18 protein-coding genes are annotated in these 20285 nt (G+C 57.4%); 11 read left to right on the top strand and 7 right to left on the bottom strand.

The features are described from left to right. The first annotated feature begins 15 nt into the window (after positions 1-15). Genes R1T46_RS11975 through R1T46_RS11965 form a run of 3 tightly spaced genes read left to right on the top strand, consistent with a single transcriptional unit; the run spans position 16 to position 1748 of the window. A complete protein-coding gene (locus R1T46_RS11975) occupies positions 16-678 on the top strand; it encodes a DNA-J related domain-containing protein (protein ID WP_136633166.1) in 663 nt (220 codons plus the stop codon). A 34-nt stretch (positions 679-712) separates the two neighbouring features. Beyond that, a complete protein-coding gene (locus tag R1T46_RS11970; RefSeq protein WP_317305520.1) occupies positions 713-1039 on the top strand; it encodes a hypothetical protein in 327 nt (108 codons plus the stop codon). Next, positions 978-1748 (top strand): polysaccharide deacetylase family protein, encoded by a 771-nt coding sequence (locus R1T46_RS11965; RefSeq protein WP_317305519.1) that lies wholly within the window; start codon positions 978-980, stop codon positions 1746-1748. The genes R1T46_RS11970 and R1T46_RS11965 overlap by 62 nt, the downstream gene beginning before the upstream one ends. A gap of 3 nt (positions 1749-1751) precedes the next feature. On the opposite strand, the gene R1T46_RS11960 is transcribed toward R1T46_RS11965, so the two are convergent. From R1T46_RS11960 to R1T46_RS11945, 4 genes are read right to left on the bottom strand one after another with little or no spacing between them, the layout of a single operon-like run. Beyond that, entirely contained in the window at positions 1752-2801 is a 1050-nt protein-coding gene (locus R1T46_RS11960) for a MalM family protein (protein ID WP_317305518.1), read from the bottom strand. A gap of 35 nt (positions 2802-2836) precedes the next feature. Beyond that, positions 2837-4462 carry an OmpP1/FadL family transporter gene (locus R1T46_RS11955; RefSeq protein WP_317305517.1) on the bottom strand — a complete coding sequence of 542 codons (1626 nt, stop codon included), beginning with the start codon at positions 4460-4462 and terminating at the stop codon, positions 2837-2839. A 37-nt stretch (positions 4463-4499) separates the two neighbouring features. Next, complete coding sequence (locus R1T46_RS11950; RefSeq protein WP_317305514.1) at positions 4500-5510, bottom strand: transporter; 1011 nt, start codon at positions 5508-5510, stop codon at positions 4500-4502. A 59-nt stretch (positions 5511-5569) separates the two neighbouring features. Next, positions 5570-6370 (bottom strand): C39 family peptidase, encoded by an 801-nt coding sequence (locus tag R1T46_RS11945; RefSeq protein WP_317305513.1) that lies wholly within the window; start codon positions 6368-6370, stop codon positions 5570-5572. 252 nt (positions 6371-6622) lie between these two features. On the opposite strand from R1T46_RS11945, the gene malT reads away from it, so the two are divergent. Then, positions 6623-9388, top strand: coding sequence for an HTH-type transcriptional regulator MalT (gene malT / locus R1T46_RS11940; protein WP_317305512.1), 2766 nt, complete (start codon positions 6623-6625; stop codon positions 9386-9388). Between the two features lie 7 nt (positions 9389-9395). On the opposite strand, the gene R1T46_RS11935 is transcribed toward malT, so the two are convergent. Continuing rightward, a complete protein-coding gene (locus tag R1T46_RS11935) occupies positions 9396-9716 on the bottom strand; it encodes a TraR/DksA family transcriptional regulator (RefSeq protein ID WP_041334219.1) in 321 nt (106 codons plus the stop codon). A 134-nt stretch (positions 9717-9850) separates the two neighbouring features. Between R1T46_RS11935 and R1T46_RS11930 the strand changes: the two genes are divergently transcribed. Both R1T46_RS11930 and R1T46_RS11925 read left to right on the top strand, forming a co-directional pair. Next, positions 9851-11221, top strand: a complete 1371-nt coding sequence (locus R1T46_RS11930; protein WP_317305511.1) for a sodium:solute symporter family transporter — start codon at positions 9851-9853, stop codon at positions 11219-11221. Between the two features lie 303 nt (positions 11222-11524). Continuing rightward, on the top strand, positions 11525-12163 hold the full coding sequence (locus tag R1T46_RS11925) for a hypothetical protein (RefSeq protein WP_317305510.1): 639 nt from the start codon (positions 11525-11527) through the stop codon (positions 12161-12163). A gap of 422 nt (positions 12164-12585) precedes the next feature. Here R1T46_RS11925 and R1T46_RS11920 read toward each other — a convergent pair whose 3' ends face one another. Further along, positions 12586-13530 (bottom strand): IS5 family transposase, encoded by a 945-nt coding sequence (locus R1T46_RS11920; RefSeq protein WP_041657592.1) that lies wholly within the window; start codon positions 13528-13530, stop codon positions 12586-12588. Here R1T46_RS11920 and R1T46_RS11915 point away from each other — a divergent pair. The 3 genes from R1T46_RS11915 to R1T46_RS11905 are packed head-to-tail and all read left to right on the top strand — an operon-like array spanning position 13529 to position 16188. Continuing rightward, positions 13529-14179 (top strand): hypothetical protein, encoded by a 651-nt coding sequence (locus R1T46_RS11915; protein ID WP_317305508.1) that lies wholly within the window; start codon positions 13529-13531, stop codon positions 14177-14179. The two genes, R1T46_RS11920 and R1T46_RS11915, sit on opposite strands and share 2 nt — an antisense overlap. After that, on the top strand, positions 14167-14619 hold the full coding sequence (locus R1T46_RS11910) for a hypothetical protein (protein WP_317305506.1): 453 nt from the start codon (positions 14167-14169) through the stop codon (positions 14617-14619). Before R1T46_RS11915 ends, R1T46_RS11910 begins: the two co-directional genes overlap by 13 nt. 12 nt (positions 14620-14631) lie before the next feature. Next, positions 14632-16188 (top strand): hypothetical protein, encoded by a 1557-nt coding sequence (locus R1T46_RS11905; RefSeq protein ID WP_317305505.1) that lies wholly within the window; start codon positions 14632-14634, stop codon positions 16186-16188. Between the two features lie 42 nt (positions 16189-16230). Here the strand turns inward: R1T46_RS11905 and R1T46_RS11900 are convergent, their stop codons facing one another. Continuing rightward, positions 16231-17223 (bottom strand): FAD:protein FMN transferase, encoded by a 993-nt coding sequence (locus R1T46_RS11900; RefSeq protein ID WP_317305504.1) that lies wholly within the window; start codon positions 17221-17223, stop codon positions 16231-16233. 246 nt (positions 17224-17469) lie between these two features. Here R1T46_RS11900 and R1T46_RS11895 point away from each other — a divergent pair, with 246 nt between their 5' ends. Both R1T46_RS11895 and malK read left to right on the top strand, forming a co-directional pair. Further along, entirely contained in the window at positions 17470-19083 is a 1614-nt protein-coding gene (locus R1T46_RS11895; RefSeq protein ID WP_317305503.1) for an alpha-glucosidase family protein, read from the top strand. 36 nt (positions 19084-19119) lie between these two features. Further along, entirely contained in the window at positions 19120-20235 is a 1116-nt protein-coding gene (malK, locus tag R1T46_RS11890) for a maltose/maltodextrin ABC transporter ATP-binding protein MalK (protein ID WP_317305502.1), read from the top strand. Positions 20236-20285: the final 50 nt, after the last annotated feature.

The following is a 20285-nucleotide window of genomic DNA, read 5'->3' as shown; positions in this document are numbered from 1 at the left end:
GCCTACCATTGAGGCATGAATCAACCCGATACCGCAACACAGGGCGCCAAGGCGCTGGATGGTGACGCGCCCAATGAGACGCTGAATTTTCAGATTCAGCACCTGCTGGTTGCCACCGAGCATATTCTTCGTCGGCACCCAGCCGGAATCAACGAGCTGGTCCTTATCAAAACCCTGCAAAAGCCGCCCTGGGAGCTGATTGGCGAGGTCAACTTTGGCGAACCGGACAAGCTCTATCCGGTTCATTTCCTGCTGTTCCATGTGCTGTACCGGCTACGGGATCAGCTCGCCACCGGCGGAGAAACCCTGACCATTTCGCCACTGGTGATTCAACTTCGCAAAAGTTCTGTGGTGGCAGGCGCAGGTGTGCCCGACCGCATGGACGAACTGCGGAATTTTTACCTGGACCTGTCCAAGTACGAGCTGCCGGAAGACGCCATAAACCGGATGATGGACGATTTCTGGGCCGGGCGCAGTGGCAACCGACCCGCCGCCACAGAAGCGAGTGAAGCCGCAGCCGTCCTCGGTTTTGATGCCATTCCCCCTGGCTTTGACGACGTCAAACAACGCTTCCGGCGGGCTGTTATGCATGCGCATCCGGACCGGGGTGGCGAAACCGAAACCATCCAGGACCTAAACCAGGCCTTCGCCGTGCTCAAGGCACACTTTCGGACCTGATTGCACCGGAATTCCCGATTTCAAGGACACTCCAATGGCACCAAGAATGATGACCCGATCTCTCCTTCTCCTGCCCATCACGGCATTCACGCTGACTGCCAATGCCGATCTGGTAGTGCTTCAGTACCACCATGTCAGTGACTCGACGCCGTCCTCCACCAGTACGTCAGTGTCCCTGTTCCAGGGACAACTGGATATGATTGAGGATCTGGGGCTGGAGGTCGTTCCGCTTGAATCCGGAACCCGCGCAGCACTGGCGGGTGAGCTGAGCGACAGGTCCCAGGTTGCCATCACCTTTGATGATGCCTACGAATCCGTTCTACTCACAGGCAGCGCCAGCCCTGCAAGAGCGGGGGTATGAGTACACCATATTCGTCAATACCGAGGCCGTGGGCAGCCATGGCTATATGACCTGGGATCAGTTGCAGGAAGTCAGAGATCGCGACGGCGTGACCATCGCCAACCACAGCAAAGACCACGGCCACCTTGCAAAACGCCCTGGAGAATCCGATAGCGACTGGGAGGCACGTGTCGATCGCAGCCTGGATGGGGCACAGGAAACACTCTCCGAAAAACTGGGGATCAACGTTCCGATGTTTGCCTATCCCTACGGCGAGTTTGACGAGGCGTTATTACGCAAGATTGAAGCACGCGGCTGGCTCGGCTTTGGACAGCAATCCGGTGCCATTGGGGAGACTTCAGCTGCCACAAGTCTGCCCCGATTCCCGGTGGCGAACGCCTACGGACAGCTCAACAGCCTTGAAGACAAATTACGTAGCAAGGCTCTGCCAGTCGATGCCAGCCAACTGCCGGACGGCGTTATCTCAGAGAATCCGCCTACCCTCTCGTTTACCGTACCGAACACCATCAGCATCGACCGGTTGAGTTGCTTTGCCTCCGGCCAGGGGCGCGTAGATTTCCAGGTATCAGGTGGAGACAACGTCATTCTCAAGGCGCCGAGAAGCTTTAACAGCCGCCGTTTTCGCTACAACTGCACCCATCCGGCACCCGATGGCAGCTATTATTGGCTGTCCCAGCAATGGCTTGACCTGAGCCAGCCGGAAGACTGAACGTCACTCGCCAGCGCGGGAGAGACTGAGCTCACCAGTACCGATGTGAGGGATGGCCTTGGGGCCGTACTTGTCCTCGATAACCGTCTGCCCCGCCAGATCCGCCTCGCGGGTGAAAATCACCATCCAGCGCTCACCCCGGCTCGGGAACACCGGAATGTAAGCGTGAAGGTAGCCGTACTGATACCAGGATTCAGGCACATAGCTAGCCACCAGGTCGGTCACGATTCGAACGGGGGCGAACGAGGCATCAAGAAAAGCCACCGAGGGCACAAACATTCCGTCGTGGTTGAACGACCTGATGTGGAGGATGAAATCGGTGTATTGATCCGCCGGCGGCAGTCTGACCAGACGGTAACGGCTTTCACCCGTGCTGAACGAATAGCGGGGGGCGTTGTCACCCATGGATACCCCGAATTCACGACCTTCCTGCCATTGCTCAGGCTCCGACCGTTCCAGCGCCTGGCAGCATTGCCCCGCCCATTGCTGGAAAAAACTTTCCTCTCCGGGATCAATTCCCAGGACCGCCATGGCTTCGGGGTCAGCATCTTCCGGCAGCCCCGGCGACTCCACGGTTTCTCCCGATTGGTGGATACTGGCCTCCGTCAGTTGAATCGGCGGCTTGATACGCCCCTTCACGACAGCGGTCCGGGTATCCGGCTGGTAGTAGCTGACACGAAGGTTGCCCTGGGCATCACGCCAGGTGAAATAAGGCTTGGGTTCGCCCGGACGAACATAACCGTCTTTTTCGAGCTGATTGCCATCGGGGTAGTTCTCGAGGTTGTACTCCTGATGATACCTGCTAGATGCGTCATCTTCAGGTGTGGATGATTCGGCGGAACTGGCCCTGCCGTGATCATCCGTTGCTTCTGTGTACTCGCTGTCATCACTTTCACCGGAGCCCTGCGGTATCGGCGAATGCCGTACCCGCCCCTGCTCGTCCACCCAGGTGAAATACCCTTCACGGCTTCCGGACGAGTCGGAGCCTGACAACTGGCAACCATTCAGCGCCAGCGTCAGGCAAGCAACAACCACATAACGGCATTTCAACATCGGGGCAAAACACCCTGTTCGTAAACGCGTTTGCGTCAGAATTTGGTACGGAAACTGAGACCTGCCGTGACAACCCGTAGCGAGGTTTTCACATCCAGCCCCGCGTAGGGGTTGTAGATGATATTGGTAATATTGTCACAGTTTAGGTTACAACTGCCGTTGGCAGGAATCGTTTCTATGGATTGCAGATAGCTCAGGTTCATGTCGATCTCAGTATCCTTATCCCACCGATACCCCATACCAATACTGTAGAGATTTGCACCGCCGAACGGCGCCATAATCTGGCGCTGGTCATCGGGAATCACCGAATCCCGGATTTCCACACCCGCGCGCAGGTCCAGACGGGACGACGCATGGAACTCCAGCCCAAAACCCCAGTTCCACTGATCGGTAAAACCGAGAGGCAACCTCAGTGTGTTGGGAGTGGCGTTCTGGGGTGACAAAATCCGCGCGGCGTTCAGGAACTCCAGGTTGCGGTCAAAGCGGAACACAAACGCGTCCCACTGTTTGTAATCCGTCCACCCCACATCCACGTTCACGGTCAATTTGGGATGAACATCGAGACTGATACCGGTCTGGAAGTGTTGGGGATAGGTCAGATCCATGGACACGTTACCCGCTTCCCTTGGAGCACCGGAAGGTAGGCTGAGAATCGCCGACGTGATGGCGCCCAGTACGGAGCCGTTCACACTCTGCCAGAAGCCAGACCAATCATCCGTGTACTCGATCTCGAAAGTACCCTTCATGTTCATGTCGGCTTCTGAGGTATAGCTTGCCCCCCAGCTGAACCACTCGTTCGGCTCCCACATGACCCCAAGCGCATAGGTGGGCGACAGGGTTTCCTGCACATTGATGCTCAACGCGCCAATGTCGTCCCACGGCCCCACGTTACCCCCACAGAGGGCAAGCCACGGCTGCAGGGGTTCATCCCCGCTTTCACAGTTGAACGCATCCTGGAGCACCTCGGCGACACCCAGCAGCATGTTGGGCGCGCGCATGTACTGGTCCGCCGCAATCCCCATGTGCGACAAATGGATGCCGGCACCCACCGACCACTCATCGTTGATCTTGTAACCGACGGTTGGCGATAGATAAGTTGTCCGCTGCAGTGCCGTTGCCTGCGGCATGTAGCGCCCCGGGTCGTCCTTCTCGCGATAGAAACCGGCGGCCAGGGGCAAGTAGAAGGCGTTGCCAAAGGTCAGCTTCGACCCCGGCGGGTTAATGCTGATACCAGCAGACGGAGCGATGGCGGGGCCAGGCGGCGCCCGCAATATGCCAAATCCCGGAAGATACAGGGCCACGTTGTTGGTATGGCTGTGCTTGTTCGCGACCGGGTCCCGCTGTTCGCCGGTGAGAGGGTCGGTTTCCAGGCCATCGATGCCGAAAATCTCGTAGCCATCCGGGGCGTGGAAATCGGCGTCAATGTCGAGGTAGACGCTCATCAGGTTAACTTCAAGCTGACGTCCATCCAGCTTGGTCAGCCCCGCCGGGTTGTAATGGATCGCCATAATGCCGGGCGGATCGGCCGTCACGGCGTTCCCCAGAGCCAACGCCTTGGGATGAATGGTCAGGTTCTGTGCCAGCTGCGCCTCGACACCACAGGTCACCGAGGCTGCCATCATAGCAGCGGCAATCTGTCTCTTGTGGCTGGTTATTCCCATGAAATCTTCCCTTCCCGTAAAACGTCAGAGGCTGAACTCACTCTTTGAGACCTGAGAATTTGATGGGCAGGGACACGCCCAGCGAGAAATCAGGTGCGTCTTCGGTAAGGCCGATACCAAGGCTGGTGTTCACGATGGTGGTGTCACTCACGCGGGTACCCAGCGACATACTCAGGAAACCGGTCATCTGGTCCTGGGCAACGGCCTGGGTGCCGTCGCTGAAGGTCAGCGTGGTCTGGTCGCTGTAACTCAACTGAGCGGAGATGCTGAGGGAAATGTCGTATGACAGCGAATAGGCGAAGCCGGCGGAGCCGGAGAGCCCGAAGCCCGGCTCAAGTTCCTGCAACACGCGGGCGCCCCGCACTTGCTGCAGATCGGTTTCAGGCAGATTGTAAGTGGCGCTGGTAGATCCGAACACAACCACCGGGTCCAGCACCTTTGAGAAACTAACGCCGCCGGCAACCGAGTAGTAGCCGCTGCCAGTGGACAGCTGCTCGTCGATATCAATCTCGTAGGGACTGACACCCGTCTTGGTTGTGAAGGTGCCGAAAACCGTCGTGGACATCTTGCCTGGAACGTACGCGAAGGGCTGCCAACGGGCGGTTGCAGAGATATCGCCGAAATCGTAGATGTTCAGTTCATCCTGGGTGTCGTACTTAACCACCAGGGGCACACGTGCACCGACGGTCAGGTTATCCAGCAGGCCGTAGTCGTAGGAAAACGCATTGGTGAAGTTGTGAGTCGCGGACGGCACCACATCGAGGTTACGCACCGAACCATCGGTAATCGCCAGGTCGAGACGCTGGTCACCGGTGTAGGAGTAATCGAACGAATAGTTCAGGGAATGGGTACCCTTCTTCTGCAGCGAGTAGCTGGTCTCGGCTGCCTGGAACACTTCCTCCAATTGCTTGGATGAGTCCTCATCGCCCTCTTGCCTGGCAAGCGCTTCCCTCGCCTCGTCTACGTTTCCTTCCTGCGACAATGCCATGGTTGGTAAAAGGCCAGTCACGGAAAAAAGGATAAAACCTCGCACTAACCAACGATTCATCCTGACTCCCTTATTTCTAATTGTATTGTTTCCTGTGTGCCGGCTTTGCGCCCGGCACGTTAATGGCGCCGGTAAAACAGCTGCTTCCGGGTATTCTCAACGCTGCCGTCCGGATTATTCTTCTGGCGTTCCAGCATGTTTCTGATCCGGCGTTCCGTGGATTCATGGAATTCGGGCAACTTCTGCAACGCCAGCAACGTCATTGTCTGGTCGTCCACAAACCGAAGGTCCTCCTCTTTCAACTCCAGGTAATCCAGCGGCTTGTCACTGCCGGGGAACACAATGAAGAGCACGTTGTCGTCCCAGTTCTCTTCAAACTGGGCGAGCGTGAAGGAGATATTGCCCACCGCCGGATCGGCCAGATACACCCGGCCGTCGCGGATGGTGCGCAGTACCACGAAGTGTTTGAAACCGGCGTACTGAATGGGAACGATGGCCGGGTGATCAAGGTCAATGAGGTCGTCAATCGTGGCGCGAAACCCACCGGACGGATAACCCAGGGCCGTCACAAGGCGCTTCATATCGAGCATGGAAAACGCACGACGCTGGACAATGCGCTCACTCTCGCCGTAATGGAGCAATCCCTCCATCACCTGCCGCTCACCCAGATTCCTTCCCAGGTAATAATTGAGCACCGTGGTCAGCGCAGCACTGCCGCAGCTGTAGTCATACGCCTGACGCACGATGTTACGGAACTTCTGCTCGACGAGGGGTTCAACCCGGGTGTCGGTTCTCAACTCAATGGGGCTGGTATCAAAATCCTGCTCAATCACAATGGCGCCCTGTTCATAAGGCTCCACGACGACCGCCTCCTGGGCCATGGTGAAAGAGAGGATGGATCCGGCGAGTACCAGCAGCATAGTCAGACGAAGTCCCTGTTATTATTAGACATCACGTTTTCCGAGTTACATCTTGTTACGGTAAGATACCGAAATCGCTAACGCCTTAAAGATAACTGTGCCTCAAATCTGCCGCAGCAGAAGGGGCCTTCCCTGCCGGTTTTGAGAACTGGTTCATGCCCCTCAAATCGCGACAACGGGAAGTTGACGCAGAGCCACAAAGCCGGTATCACATTCCTTGCTACTGTCTGACACCAATTACTGAAGATCCTGATGACAACAACACTGAATCCGGGACAACTGACGTTCATCGCTGCCAAAAACCAGAGCCCACAACCACCACCCGCCCTTTTACACCGGGAAAAATTCAACGATCTTCTCCACGGACTGGAACCGGTAAGCCTGCTGCTGGTGCATGCGCCCGCGGGCTATGGCAAAACCACCACGGTGGCGGACCGTCTTGAGGCACTGGAGGCCACCAGCGCCTGGTATCGCCTGGAGGTCGGCGACAACGACCCGGCCCGATTTGCAGGCTATCTGGCCAAGGCACTTGAGGTTGCAGCTCCCGGCAGCTGCAAGGCCACGCTGCGGAAATTGCAGGAGAAGGGGTACGACGATCTGGAGAGTTTTCTCACCGACCTTCTGGCCGAGCTTCCCCTGGACGGGCTGGACGGGGACCCGCTGTATCTGGTGCTGGACGACTATCACCTGATTGACAACGAGGTCATCCACAACGCGCTGCGCTTCCTGCTGCGGCATCAACCTGCCTGTCTGACGCTCGTCCTGATCACCCGGACGGTGCCCCCCATTGGCGTCGCGCAACTGAGGATGCAGGGACGGATGACCGAGATCACCTCACGGGATCTGGCCTTTGGCGCAGACGAAGCACAGAGCTACTTTGACAGCCGATTGCCGTTCGAGATTTCGCGGGAAAGCATCGAGCGGGCTGTCAGGCGGGTTGAAGGCTGGGTGTCGGCACTCCAGCTTCTGTCCGCATCCGCACTGACCAGCATCGAATTCAACGATTTTGTGGATCAGCTCGAGTACGGCAACCAGCACATCTTTGACTACTTTGATGAACTGGTTGGGCAGGGGCTGACGGAACAGCAGCGAACATTCCTGTTGCGCACCAGCATACTGGACCGTTTCAACGCGCGAATGGTCATGCGGGTGATGGACGACAGCAACGGCCAGGCCCTGCTCAGCGGCCTTCTGTCCATGGGGCTGTTTATCACGCCCGTGGACAATTCCGCCCTGTGGTTCCGCTACCATCCACTGTTTTCCGTCTACCTCCAGCACCTTTTGAGCTGCACGACTGAAGAGAACCGGCAACAGCTGCACCAGCGGGCCAGTGACGCCTGGTTGGAACTGGACCACGCAGAAGAGGCCGCCCGCCACGCCATCGCCGCCGACGATGCGGACCGTATCACCCGCGTACTGACCATTCACGGCCGCAAGTTTTTCACCGAAGGCCAGTTTATACTGCTGCAGCGATGCCTCGACGCCCTGCCCCAGGATATCATTGCCCAGGATCCGACACTGACACTGCTCAGGGCCTGGGTGGCCCAGGGCCAGTACAAGTTTGACGAAGTTGAAAACTGGTTGTCGGCTGCGGAAACCCGCCTGGAAGCATCCATGACGGAAGACACCCAGCGCGCCGTACATGGTGAGTTCAGTGCGATTCGCGCCCAGGTCGCCATGAATTACGGGGATGGGGAACGTGCCCTGGCCCTCGCCCGCGAGGCCATCGACCAGGAAGCCCGCTTCCTGCCCACATCCCGCGTGGCGGCGGCCTCCGTTATTGGGGAGGCTCTGTTTGTACAGGGCGAACTGGAAGAAGCCCTCGCCCGCATGCAGGAAACCGAACACCTCGCCCGGGCACACCAGGCCCACCAGAACGTGCTCTGGGCCCTGTGTCAGCAGTCTGAAATCAGCGTTGCCATGGGCTTGTTGCAGAAGGCCTACAACATCCAGGAACGGGGCTTCCAGTATGCCGAGGAGAACCACCTCAACCACCTGCCAATACTGGAATTCCTGTTCCGCATCCGCAGTCAGATCATGTGGGAATGGCACCATCTGGAAAACGCTGAGCGGTGTGCGCTCCAGGGCATCGAGATCCTGGAAGCCCAGGGGGAACACTGGTACGTGCAAAGCTATACATCGCTGGCCAAAGTGGCCCACGCCAGGGGCCGACAAAGCCTGTGCGCGGACTACATCGCCAAGATGCAGAAAATGCTCGCCTCCGGGGACTATCATCTGGACTGGGTCGCCAATGCACATGCCACCATGCTCGCCTACTGGGATGCGGTTCGGGACCGGGAAGCCATACAACGTTGGCTTACCATCGCCCCGCCCGTCGACCCCACCACGGCGACCAACCACTTCAATCAGTGCAACGGTCGCAACCGGGCACGGGCATACATGAGCCTGGGGCTGTACAGCAAGGCCCAGCCCCTGCTGACTGGACTGCAAGCCGTAGCGGAACAGGTGGGGCTCAAAACCGACCTCAACCGCAACCATATCGCCCTGGCGCTGCTTTACTGGGACACCGAAGATCGCGAGAACGCCCTGAAGCACATGGTCGCTGCGCTCCAACTGGCCAGCACTACCGGGGCGGTTGGCAGCTTCCTGCGTATGGGCAAGGTATTGATCGTGATCCTGAAAGCGCTGATCAACGATGAAGCGATTGACGGAATGGAACTGCAGCGCGCCGAACGCCTGATCCAGTTGGCTCAGCAACAACGGGATTTCAGCCGCGCCATCCGGATTTCACTGGACGAAGCCATCATTCAGGATATTATCGACCGGCCGGATGTGCCGGAACTGATCCGCACATCTCCCCTTACCCGCCGGGAATGGCAGATACTCAGCCTGATCCACGCCGGCCTGTCGAATGACCAGATCGCCGAACACCTGAAAGTCGCCTCCACGACGGTGAAGACGCACATCCGCAGCCTCTACCAAAAGCAGAACATCAGCCACCGGTCAGAGGCCATTGAACTGGCCAAAGACCTGCTCAGCAAGATTCAGGGGGAGTGATAACGGTTCAGTCTTCGGCACACTTCACGCAGACAGTGGTGTAGGGCAATACCTGCAGGCGCCGTGGATCGATGTCTTCGCCGCACCCTTCACATTCGTCCCCGAGCCCTTCAGCAAGGCGTTCAAGGGCGTGTTCGATCTGGGCCAGCTCGTTGCGGGTTTCTGTCTCCAGCGAATCGACCACTTCGTCATTCTGGGTCTGTACGGCCTGTTCTTCGAAGTCTTTCTCCAGCGCGCCACCCTGGCGATGCTGGTGGGCTTCATACTTTGACAGGCGTGCCTTAAGGTCAGCACGCAGGGTTTCCAGTTCCGATTTGCGATTGCTCATTGGGTGGGGCCTCCCCCGTCGGTTCAATTCCGAATGGTGACTTACTACAGTAAAGCATAAGACAGACAGTCAATCGCAGCACCACGTGGAATATGTCACTATTCCCGGCTTTATGATTAACGGAGAGACACACCATGCTCTACACCACGGTAGCGGCCCTGGCGGCTGCACTCGTTCTGTTCACCTGGTTGGGACTGCGGGCTCGCCTGGCCGATGGCGGCCTGGATGATTTCGTGACGGCCCGCAACAGTCAGGGCGCACGGGCACTCGGGCTATCCTTCCTGGCATCGGGCATGGGCGGCTGGATACTCTTCGCGCCCCCGGAAGTCGGCGCCCTGGTGGGGCCAGTGGCACTGGCCGGTTACACCCTCGGCGCCGCCCTGCCCTTTATCGTGTTTGCTTTCTGTGGCCCGGCCATCCGGCGCTACCTGCCTCAGGGCCGCAGCATTGGTGAGTTTGCCCAGGCCTGCTATGGCACATCGGTTCGCCGCTACGTGTCGCTCATCTCCGTGCTCTACATGCTGTGTTTCCTCACCGCCGAACTCACCGCCATCGGCGCCATCACCTCATTGTTGTCGGGCGTGAATGGGAACCTTGCGGTGCTTGGCGTTGCCGTTGCCACACTCATATACACCACCTGGGGTGGCCTGCGAGCCAGCATCGTCACGGACCAGTGGCAGGCGTTCCTGCTGATCGGGCTACTGGCCATTGTCGGATTCGTGGCAATGGACCGGCTACCGGAACTGCAAATGGCTGACGCCCCCTCCGCGCCAGTAGGCAGTGCCCTGGGCGTTGCCCTGACACTGGTGATCGCCGTAACCGCCGCCAACCTGTTTCACCAGGGCTACTGGCAGCGTCTGTGGTCCGCCCGTGATACCTCGGCATTACGTAGCGGCGCCTTGTTGGGCGGCCTGGTGACCATTATCGTGGTTGCCGTGGTCGGCGGCCTGGGCATTGCCGCCGCCATGAGCGGTGCAGATCTCGGTTCTCCACCCATTCCTTTCTTTGCGCTACTGTCTGGCGCCCCCGCCTGGTTGACCATTCCTGCCCTGGTGCTGGCCCTCACATTAGTAGCCTCATCCGTGGACACACTCCAGAACGCCCTGGCCTCCCTGGCAGTAACTGAAAAACAGGGGCTCTCCATCATATCGGCACGATGGGTAACCGTTCTCCTGATGATTCCCGTGGTGATAGTCGCACTCCAGGGCGTCTCGGTACTGAGATTGTTCCTGATCGCCGACCTGCTCTGCGCGACGGCAGTGATACCGGTATTGATGGGGCTGTGGACGCGAATGACCACCACCGCAGCCGTGTTCGGCGGCCTTGCTGGCCTGGCGGGCGCCGTCGTTCCTGGTTGGGTGACCGGTGGCAGCCTGACGACAGGTCTTCTAGCGGCGAGCTTCCCCGGTGGCATCCCTACCCTGGCCCCCTTCCTGGGTGCCCTGGCCGCTTCCGCTGTAGTTAGCGTGGCGATAACGCTGGCTTGGGGGCGGAACAGGCACTGAGTATTCCGGTATACCGTTCTTTGGAGTCCGGAAAAATGGTCGTTCAGACCATGATTTCTGGTACCGCAACGAATTCCCGGTCAACTCTATTTGGATGATGGGGTTAGCCGGGCCCTCGAAATAGGGATAGCAGTCGCGACGACCAATACCCCAACACTTTACCTCTGGTGATAATTTCTGGAACTGATTGACCTGATGGTATTTTCTGCCTAGCTTGAACTGAAATCCGATTAGAAATATGAGTCGCTGGAAAAGTCGTCGTGGGGATTCATATACAGATGTTAGCCACAAGGACGAATACGGATGTCATCTTTGATTTTTGCCACCGATGAAAGCCAAATATTGGTTGCAACAGATACGCTGGCTGTTACTCCGGATGGTGAACCCTTTTGCTTTGCTTCTAAAGCGACTCACGTACCGCATCTTAGGACCATTATTGCCGGAACAGGCGGTGGAGGGCTTTCTAATGAATGGGCTCTCACCGTAAGTGCTCGGATGATCGTGCGTGGTATACGCAATCTCAATTACCACACACCGATTGGATTACGAGACCTATGGGAGACCTATCGTCAAAGATATTCACTGGATCAAGATCTCACTACAACGGTCTATCAGTTCGGTATATCAGAAGAAGATAACAAGGTTGTCTCGTTTGCATACCGTTCGACGAATAACTTTGAATCGGAACAGCTACCTTACGGAACTGGGGTCAAGCCAGAGTGCAACGTCCCTGAGGGAAACCTGATTGAGGTGATCCCCTCAATGATGCACGAACAGCGTTCACGCGAGGCGAGTAAGCCAGCAGAAGCCAGACTTTATATTGGTGGCGAAATATTTGCTCATTACCTAACCAAGGACGAGTGCCGCTGTTTCAGCCTTGGTGAGTTTGAGGGCTTTGAGGCCAACCAGAGGCGAATATTCGAGAACTATGATAAAGGCTAACCAGTGAATCAAACCGACCGTTTTGCACTGGCGCTCCAAACGGCGGCTTATTCAAGGCGTTAATTGCAAGCAGGTATTTTAAAGTATGAGCTTGTCGAAAAGGATAACAACGTTCGAAGGGATATTCTGTTCTGGATTCTTGATTCCAGACCAAAGGCACGTCACTGCGCTCTCGTTACTTTTCGACAAGATCCATTTTCTAAACCAACTTGAGTACGTTATTGAGTTTTCCAAGAAATATCGGATAACTCTCAATAATGAAGAAAATATTCCGGAACTTAGGGAAGGTCTGAATAACTGCTGATATTTGCCGATCTTGGGTTTAACCGGCAAAAAATCGAAGATTCAGACACTATTTTCCCGTTAGTTGTGTGTTTCTTGCCCGATTCCCGCCATTTTGGCGAAAAACAGGCGCACTGGCCCTACGCCAGCATGTATTTTTCACCAATCAGCAGGTTGCTGAACGCGGCCAGCAAATGCAGCCGGTTGTTGTTCTTGGCTAGACCGCGATAGCGGACCTTGCTATAACCGAAGACCTGTTTAATGTACCGGAAGGGATGCTCCACTTTGGCACGAACACTGGCTTTGATTTTCTCGGCTTTCAGCTTGTCAGCATCCAGCTTCTTCCGGGTGCCAGGCCGTTTGGCAATGAACCAGGAGACGTTTTCACGGTGCTTATGCTCATCCCGCTTCTGAATGCCAAGGTACCCGGCATCGCCGAAGACCCGTTGCTCTTCACCGTGCAGCAGCTTGTCGGTGGGCACGATGTCGTGCACGTTGGCAGCGGTGGTATCGATGCTATGAATCAGGCCAAGCGTATCGTCGACACCAATGTGCATCTTCATGCCGAAGTGCCATTCGTTGCCCTTTCTGGTCTGGTGCATTTCAGGATCGCGCTTGCCAGTGCTGTTCTTGGTGGAGCTTGGAGCAGAAATAATGGTGGCATCTACGATGCTGCCTTCACGCAGCATCAGGCCGTTCTTCTCCAAGTGTTTATTCACCTCTTTAAACAGCGCCTTGCCAAGACCGTGCTGCTCCAGGAAATGCCGGAAGTTGAGAATGGTGGTCTCGTCCGGCAAGCGGTCCAGCTTCAGGCCAGCGAAGTGGCGCATGGATTCGATCTCGTAAAGAGCGTCTTCCATCGCCGGGTCGCTCAGGTTATAGAACAACTGCATGCAGTGAACTCGAAGCATGGCAGGCAGCGGATACGGAGGCCGACCGTTCTGACCCTTGGGGTAATAACGGGCTACCTTCTTCTCCAACTGCTTCCACGGAATCAGCTTGTCCATCCGTTCCAGAAAGATCTCGCGACGCGTCTTGCGCTTCTTGGTCTGGTACTCAGCTTCGGAGAAAGTGATCTGATCCATGGTGGCAACGAATCCTATGCGGTTGGCGATGGCCATATTATCGCTGATTTTGAGACTTATTCAGAGTCTCCTTAGTTTAACTCCAAGAGATCCAGGCTCGGATGAAGACCCATTAAGTGGGCTAACCACTGAGCAAAAAGAGACAGTTAATAAATATCTCCTTGCAAGCGATGAGTTTTTCTATAGAAACTCCCTACTTTTTCCGGATATCTTTCGCTGCAGTCTTCTGCCTGAGGACGGTCCCGTGTCAGTGGAACTCATTAAGGAAGGGGAAAAAGGGGAGGAGAATACATATAGAGTCACTAGGAATGAATTGGTTGTATCCACGGGATCAGAAAATGAGATGGCACGGTTCATAAACTCTGGTTGTGTGCCAATATTCCTGAGCGGTGCGCACTTCACGCCAAGAAAGACTGCTGGCGTCTCAAATGCTAAACAAATTGCAGCAAATATTGCTCTTAGCTCGGTGGCTATGGTGCTTCCCTCAACCAAAGCCGCGAGGCCCGATGACATAATGGAGGCCAGAGAGAAATTGCGTGATCACTTACCCCATTTCTGGTCTTCGATGCTGAAGCTATCGACAGAGGTTAACTCAAAACTAGAACCAGACGCTTCTCCCTTGGAAATTAATGGTCCATGTCGAAGGTAACGGGTATTCCAACCACCCAGCCAGCCGTCGCCGAGACATTCACCACGGTCAAGCAACAGCTGCCGACGGTGGAGGACCTTGAAGGCTTCCTGTCATCCCATCAAATGGCGATTACCCAGATGGCGATCCAGTACTGTGACGTCCTGGTGTCTGATACCACACGACGCACCGCCTTCTTCCCGGGCTTTAACTTCGGTGAGAGTGCAGGCACCGCGTTTGACGACGCCGGTCGGGCGCTCATCAAGACGCCGTTGATGGAAAACTTCGTCGGCACAAGCCTGAGCACGCAACCCGCCGACGCGGACATTGAAACCGAGCTGGACGCCCTGATGGGACGCCTCACCACCTGTGGTGGTAGTTGCGAGGCCGGCCGTACCGAAACCGTTGTCAAAGCAAGCTGCGCCGCCGTGCTGGGCAGCGCCGTGACACTGATCCAGTAGAGGACGTTGACCATGTATATCAAACCTTCTCGTAAACGTGCACTGGCGACGGATCAACCTCTCCTGCACAGCGACCACGCAAGGCCGAAAACCCGGCGTGAGTTCATCGCCCAGGGCTTTATGACGGGCGCGGCCACCCTCTGCGGTGCATCGGTGTTCAGCCTGTTCGCCAACCCACGGCAGGCGGCTGCGGCGTTGTCTCCGGACCTTGAGGACTGGAAGGAATCGTGCGGTATCGCTTCGGCCGGCGCGGGCAAGATTCCCTTTATCTGCTTTGACCTGGCGGGCGGTGCCAACATCGCCGGCTCGAACGTTCTGCTCGGCAGATCCGGTGGCCAGTTCGACTTCCTGAGCACGGCTGGCTACAACAAGCTGGGGTTGCCGGGCACCATGCTACCCAATGACCCCGCCTTCGTGAACCAGGAGTTCGGCCTGGCGTTCCATTCCGACAGCGGTTTCCTGCGGGGTATGCAGCACAGCACGTCTGCCATGGCTCGTGCCAACATAAACGGTGCCATCATTGCCGCGCGCTCCGAGAACGACACCGGCAACAACCCACACAACCCAATGTACGGCATCAGCAAGGCGGGCGCCGACGGCGAACTGCTCACTCTGGTGGGCTCGCAGAGCTCCGAGAGCGGCGGCAACTCCATGGCCCCCATGAGCCTGATCAATCCCCAGGTGCGCCCCACCAAGATTGACCGCCCGAGCGATGTTTCCGGCTTGGTGGACGTGGGCGATCTGACGGCCATTCTGGATCAGGACGATGCCGTCGCAGTGATGGAATCCATCCAGCGCATCAGCCGCAAGAAGCTGGACAACGTCGATACCACACTCGTCACCAGAGACGATGTTGTGAAAGACCTCGTCAACTGCGGTTATGTCAAAAGCGCGGACCTGACCGAGCGCTTTGCCGACCCGTCCTCTATCGACCCGTCTCAGGATACCGATATCGTGGGAGGCATTTTCACCGAGGCCCAGTTCAACGAAAATTCGCGCCTGGGCCGGGAAATCCGCAAGACCGCTGCGGTTATGAAACTGGTTCAGAACGGCTATGCCGGCGCCGGTACCGTCACCCTGGGTGGCTACGACTACCACACCGGCGAGCGGGGCACGGGAGAGGACCGGGACTACCTGGCAGGCCGCTGCATGGGCGCCTGCCTGGAATACGCCCACCGAACACAAACACCACTGATGCTGTACGTGTTCAGTGATGGCTCGGTATCAAGTAATGGCCGACTGGACGAGTCCATGGCCGGGCGCGGTAAAGGTGAGTGGACGGGCGACAACCAGCAGACAGCTGCATCGTTCTTCCTGGTCTACAGCCCGGCGGGCCAACCCACGGCCCTCACCAACCAGATTGGCTTTATGCGCTCGGACGCCTCCGTGGAAACGGCCTCAAGCCCTGCGGCCAATAACGTAAACCAGTTGGTGCAGACGGTGTTGCTCAACTACATGGCGCTGCACGGGGAACAAGGCATGTTTGAGAACCAGGACAGGTTCCCCAATCATGGCCTCGGGAATCAGGCAAGCCGGGATCGGCTTATCGCCCTCGAACCGATCGTGTAACCCAATGTGGCCGGGCCTGCGGGCCCGGCCACACCTCCGGCATCACGACCCTTCCGGCGCCATTAATCCGTCCGAATAATGCACTTGACGCTGCTCATCAATGATGATGGCGTCAATGCCCTCCAATTCATTGATCATCTCCAGGCCCTTGGCGGCCCCAAGCACAAAGACCGCCGTGGACAAGCCATCGGTTGTGATGCTGTCGTCGCCGAGGATGGTCACACTCTGCACGCCTTTTACCGGTTTGCCGGTCGCTGGCGAGAGAATGTGATGGACACGCTCGTGGTTATCGTCAAAAAAGAAGCGTTCGTAATCGCCTGACGTCGACACCGCCACGTTGGTCAGTGGCAGCACCATGGCGTTGCGTGATTCAGATCGGGGATCCCGGATACCGACTATCCAGGGCTTGCCGCGCTTGTCACCCAGCAGCCGCAGGTCACCGCCGGCGCTCAGTCGTGCCTGGCGAATGCCGAAGGACTTGAGGATGTCGATACCGCGATCAACCGCATACCCCTTGGCAATGCCCCCCAGGTCCAGCCTGATGCCTTCATCAAGAAATCGGACGGTGGTGGCGCTGGGGTCCAGCACCACGGACTTGTAATTCACCTTTGCCAGCCCCTTCGCCAGTTCTTCATCGGAGGGCTGTTGTCTGGCACGAAAATCATACAGGTAGCCAACGGACCCGAAACTGATGTCGAAGGCGCCGTTGCTCAATTCGGAAATACGCAGAGCCTGTTGGAGCACGGTAAACAGGCTGTCGCTCACCTGCACCGGGCCGTCGGCGGCCTCGCGATTAACCCGGGACAGTTCCGAATCCTCCCGGTACCGGCTCATCTGGTGGTCAATCCGGTCGAACATCGCCAGCACTGCGTCTCCGGCCTCACTGGCCACGGCCGCATCCTCGGACCAGAACTCCATCTCGATGGCGGTGGTCATTGCCGTACCACTCACACGCACCCATTCTGCATGGGCCGGCGTGGCCACCGTCAGCAGCATGGCCAAACCCCACGCCAGCGTCTGTGCAACCACCCGCATACTCAACCGTCCGTTGTTCACCGCCCGCCCTCGTTTTGATAACCGTGTTTTGATCGTTGCCTTTGAAGCCTATGACGACTCATCCCCTCTACGCCCCCCTCATCCCCCCGACTACGCCAACAAAAAGTGCGCCAGGAGGATGAACGACCGGGACCATCGTCGCACTATGCATGAAAGCTATTCCAGCGGATGCTCTCCGCTCCCACAATAACAATCTTTCACCGCCAGGGTGTTAAGCGAGGCAAGATGATGAAGAACCCGGACTGGTGGCGTGGAGCCGTCATTTACCAAGTTTATCCACGCAGCTTCTACGATTCCAATGGCGATGGCATTGGTGACCTGCCTGGGGTTACTGCGAAACTTGATTACATCGCCAGCCTGAACGTGGATGCCATCTGGCTGTCACCCTTCTTTACCTCGCCGATGAAAGACTTTGGTTACGACGTGTCTGACTATCGCGGCGTAGACCCGATTTTCGGCACCATCGAGGATTTCGATGAGCTCATTGCCGAGGCCCACAAGCGCGACCTGAAGATCATGATCGACCAGGTGTTAAGCCATTCATCCGATCAGCATCGCTGGTTTGCGGAAAGCCGCGCCAGCCGCGACAACCCGAAAGCAGACTGGTACGTATGGGCCGATCCAAATGCGGACGGCACCCCGCCCAACAACTGGCTGTCTGTTTTTGGTGGCTCCGCCTGGGCCTGGGACAGCCGCCGCAAGCAATACTACCTGCACAATTTCCTGACCAGCCAGCCGGACCTGAACTTCCACTGCCCGGACGTGGTTGAACAGGTACTCTCGGATGTAAAGTTCTGGCTGGACAGAGGTGTTGACGGTTTCCGCCTGGACGCCATCAACTTCTGCTTCCACGATCCGGAACTGCGGGACAACCCGCCCAGCAACGCCGTTGCCGAGGGTTCCATCGGTGTACGCAAGGAAAATCCGTACGCCTACCAGTTCCACAAATATGACAAGACCCGCCCGGAAAACCTGGCCTTTCTGCAGCGCCTGCGTGCCCTGCTCGACCAGTACCCTGGCACCACCACCGTTGGGGAAATCGGCGACGACAACTCCCTCCAGACTATGGCGGAATACACCAGTGGCGGCGACAAACTGCACATGGCCTATTCCTTTGATCTGCTGACAGAACAGCATGGAGCCGACTTCTTCCATAAGACCGTCGACTCCATCGAGAAAAAACTGACCGACGGCTGGCCCTGCTGGGCCATCGGCAACCATGATGTTTCACGGGTTGCTACCCGCTGGCAGGCGCGTTCGCCCCAACAGTTGAAAGCCTATATGGCGATGCTGCTGACACTCCGTGGCAGCGTCTGCATCTATCAGGGCGAAGAACTCGGGCTGACCGAGGCGGAGCTGGAGTACAAAGACCTGGTTGACCCCTACGGCATCAATTTCTGGCCCGAATACAAGGGCCGGGACGGTTGCCGCACCCCCATGGTTTGGCATGACAAAGAAGCCAACGGCGGCTTCTCCGATGCACGCCCGTGGCTGCCGGTTTATGATGAACACTACGGTGCGGCGGTTGCCGTCCAGCACGAACAGGAGAACTCCATCCTGCAGGCATACCGTAAATTCCTGGGCTGGCGTGCACAGCAACCTGTACTGCTGAAGGGCGACATTGAGTTTCTGGATAGCCCCGAAAACACTCTGGCTTACACCCGGACCTATGAGGGCACCACCCTTCTGGTCGCCCTGAACCTGGCCGATCAGCAGGTTCGAATCACAGCTCCGGCCGCGGGCCAGACGGTTAGCGGCGCGCCTGATTTCGTCGGCGGTTCCTGGAATGACAGGGAGCTGGAACTGCAGCCCTGGGGTGTGGAGATTGCAACACTCTGAGTCCGCTTTCACAGATCAAACAAGAAGACATACATTATGGCCAGCGTCACATTAAGAAACATCTGCAAGAGTTATGACGAAACCCAGGTCACCCGCAATGTGAACCTGGATATCGACGACGGTGAATTTGTGGTGTTTGTCGGCCCCTCCGGCTGCGGCAAATCCACCCTACTGAGAATGATCGCCGGGCTCGAAGACATCACATCTGGCGAGCTGTACATTGGCAATGACAAGGTCAACAACCTCCCTCCCAAGGAACGGGAAGTGGGCATGGTGTTCCAGTCCTATGCGCTATACCCCCACATGAACGTGGCGGAAAACATGGCATTCGGGCTCAAACTCGCCAAAACCGACAAGGCCGAGATTGACCGTCGCGTAAACGATGCCGCCAAACTGCTACAGCTGAACAACCTGCTGGAACGCAAACCCAAGGATTTGTCCGGTGGTCAGCGCCAGCGGGTTGCCATCGGACGAACCATCGTGCGCGAGCCGACGGTATTCCTGTTCGACGAGCCCCTGTCCAACCTCGACGCTTCCCTGCGGGTGCAGATGCGCATCGAGATCTCCCGGCTGCACAAGCGCCTGGACGCCACCATGGTGTACGTCACCCACGACCAGGTGGAAGCCATGACCATGGCGGATAAAATTGTCGCTCTGGATAACGGCTCCATCGCTCAGGTCGGCAGGCCCATGGAGCTCTACCACTACCCCGCTACACGGTTCGTGGCTGGTTTTATCGGTTCCCCGAAGATGAACTTCATCGACTGCACCGTAGAGAGTGCCAGCAGCCAGTCCGTGACCGTTACCATGCCCGGAAAACACTCCCTGGAACTGCCCATCAACGGCCACGAGCTCACCGCTGGTGAATCCGTCACCGTGGGCATCCGTCCCGAGCATCTGAGCAACGACGAAGAAGCGGATATGTACCTGGACGGCGAAGTCACCGTGGTGGAGCGGCTGGGCTATCAGACCCTGGTGCATATGGACGTGAACGGCGTGGATGGCGTGATCACCATGCGCACCGACGGCAGCGATCCGGTCCAGGAGGGCTCGAAAGTCACCCTGGGCATCAAGCCCATCAAGTGCCACCTGTTCCGCGAGGACGGCAACGCCTGCCCCCGGCTTTACCGGGAACCCTGCATTGATTTTTGATCTGCTCTGACACCTTTTCAGGGGCCGGTTCCGTCACGTACCGGCCCCTT

This window comes from Marinobacter salarius (assembly GCF_032922745.1).
In the GTDB taxonomy this organism is placed as follows: Bacteria; Pseudomonadota; Gammaproteobacteria; order Pseudomonadales; family Oleiphilaceae; genus Marinobacter.
The sequence above is the reverse complement of the archived record's forward strand: the minus strand, read 5'-3'. Positions and strand labels throughout refer to the sequence as shown.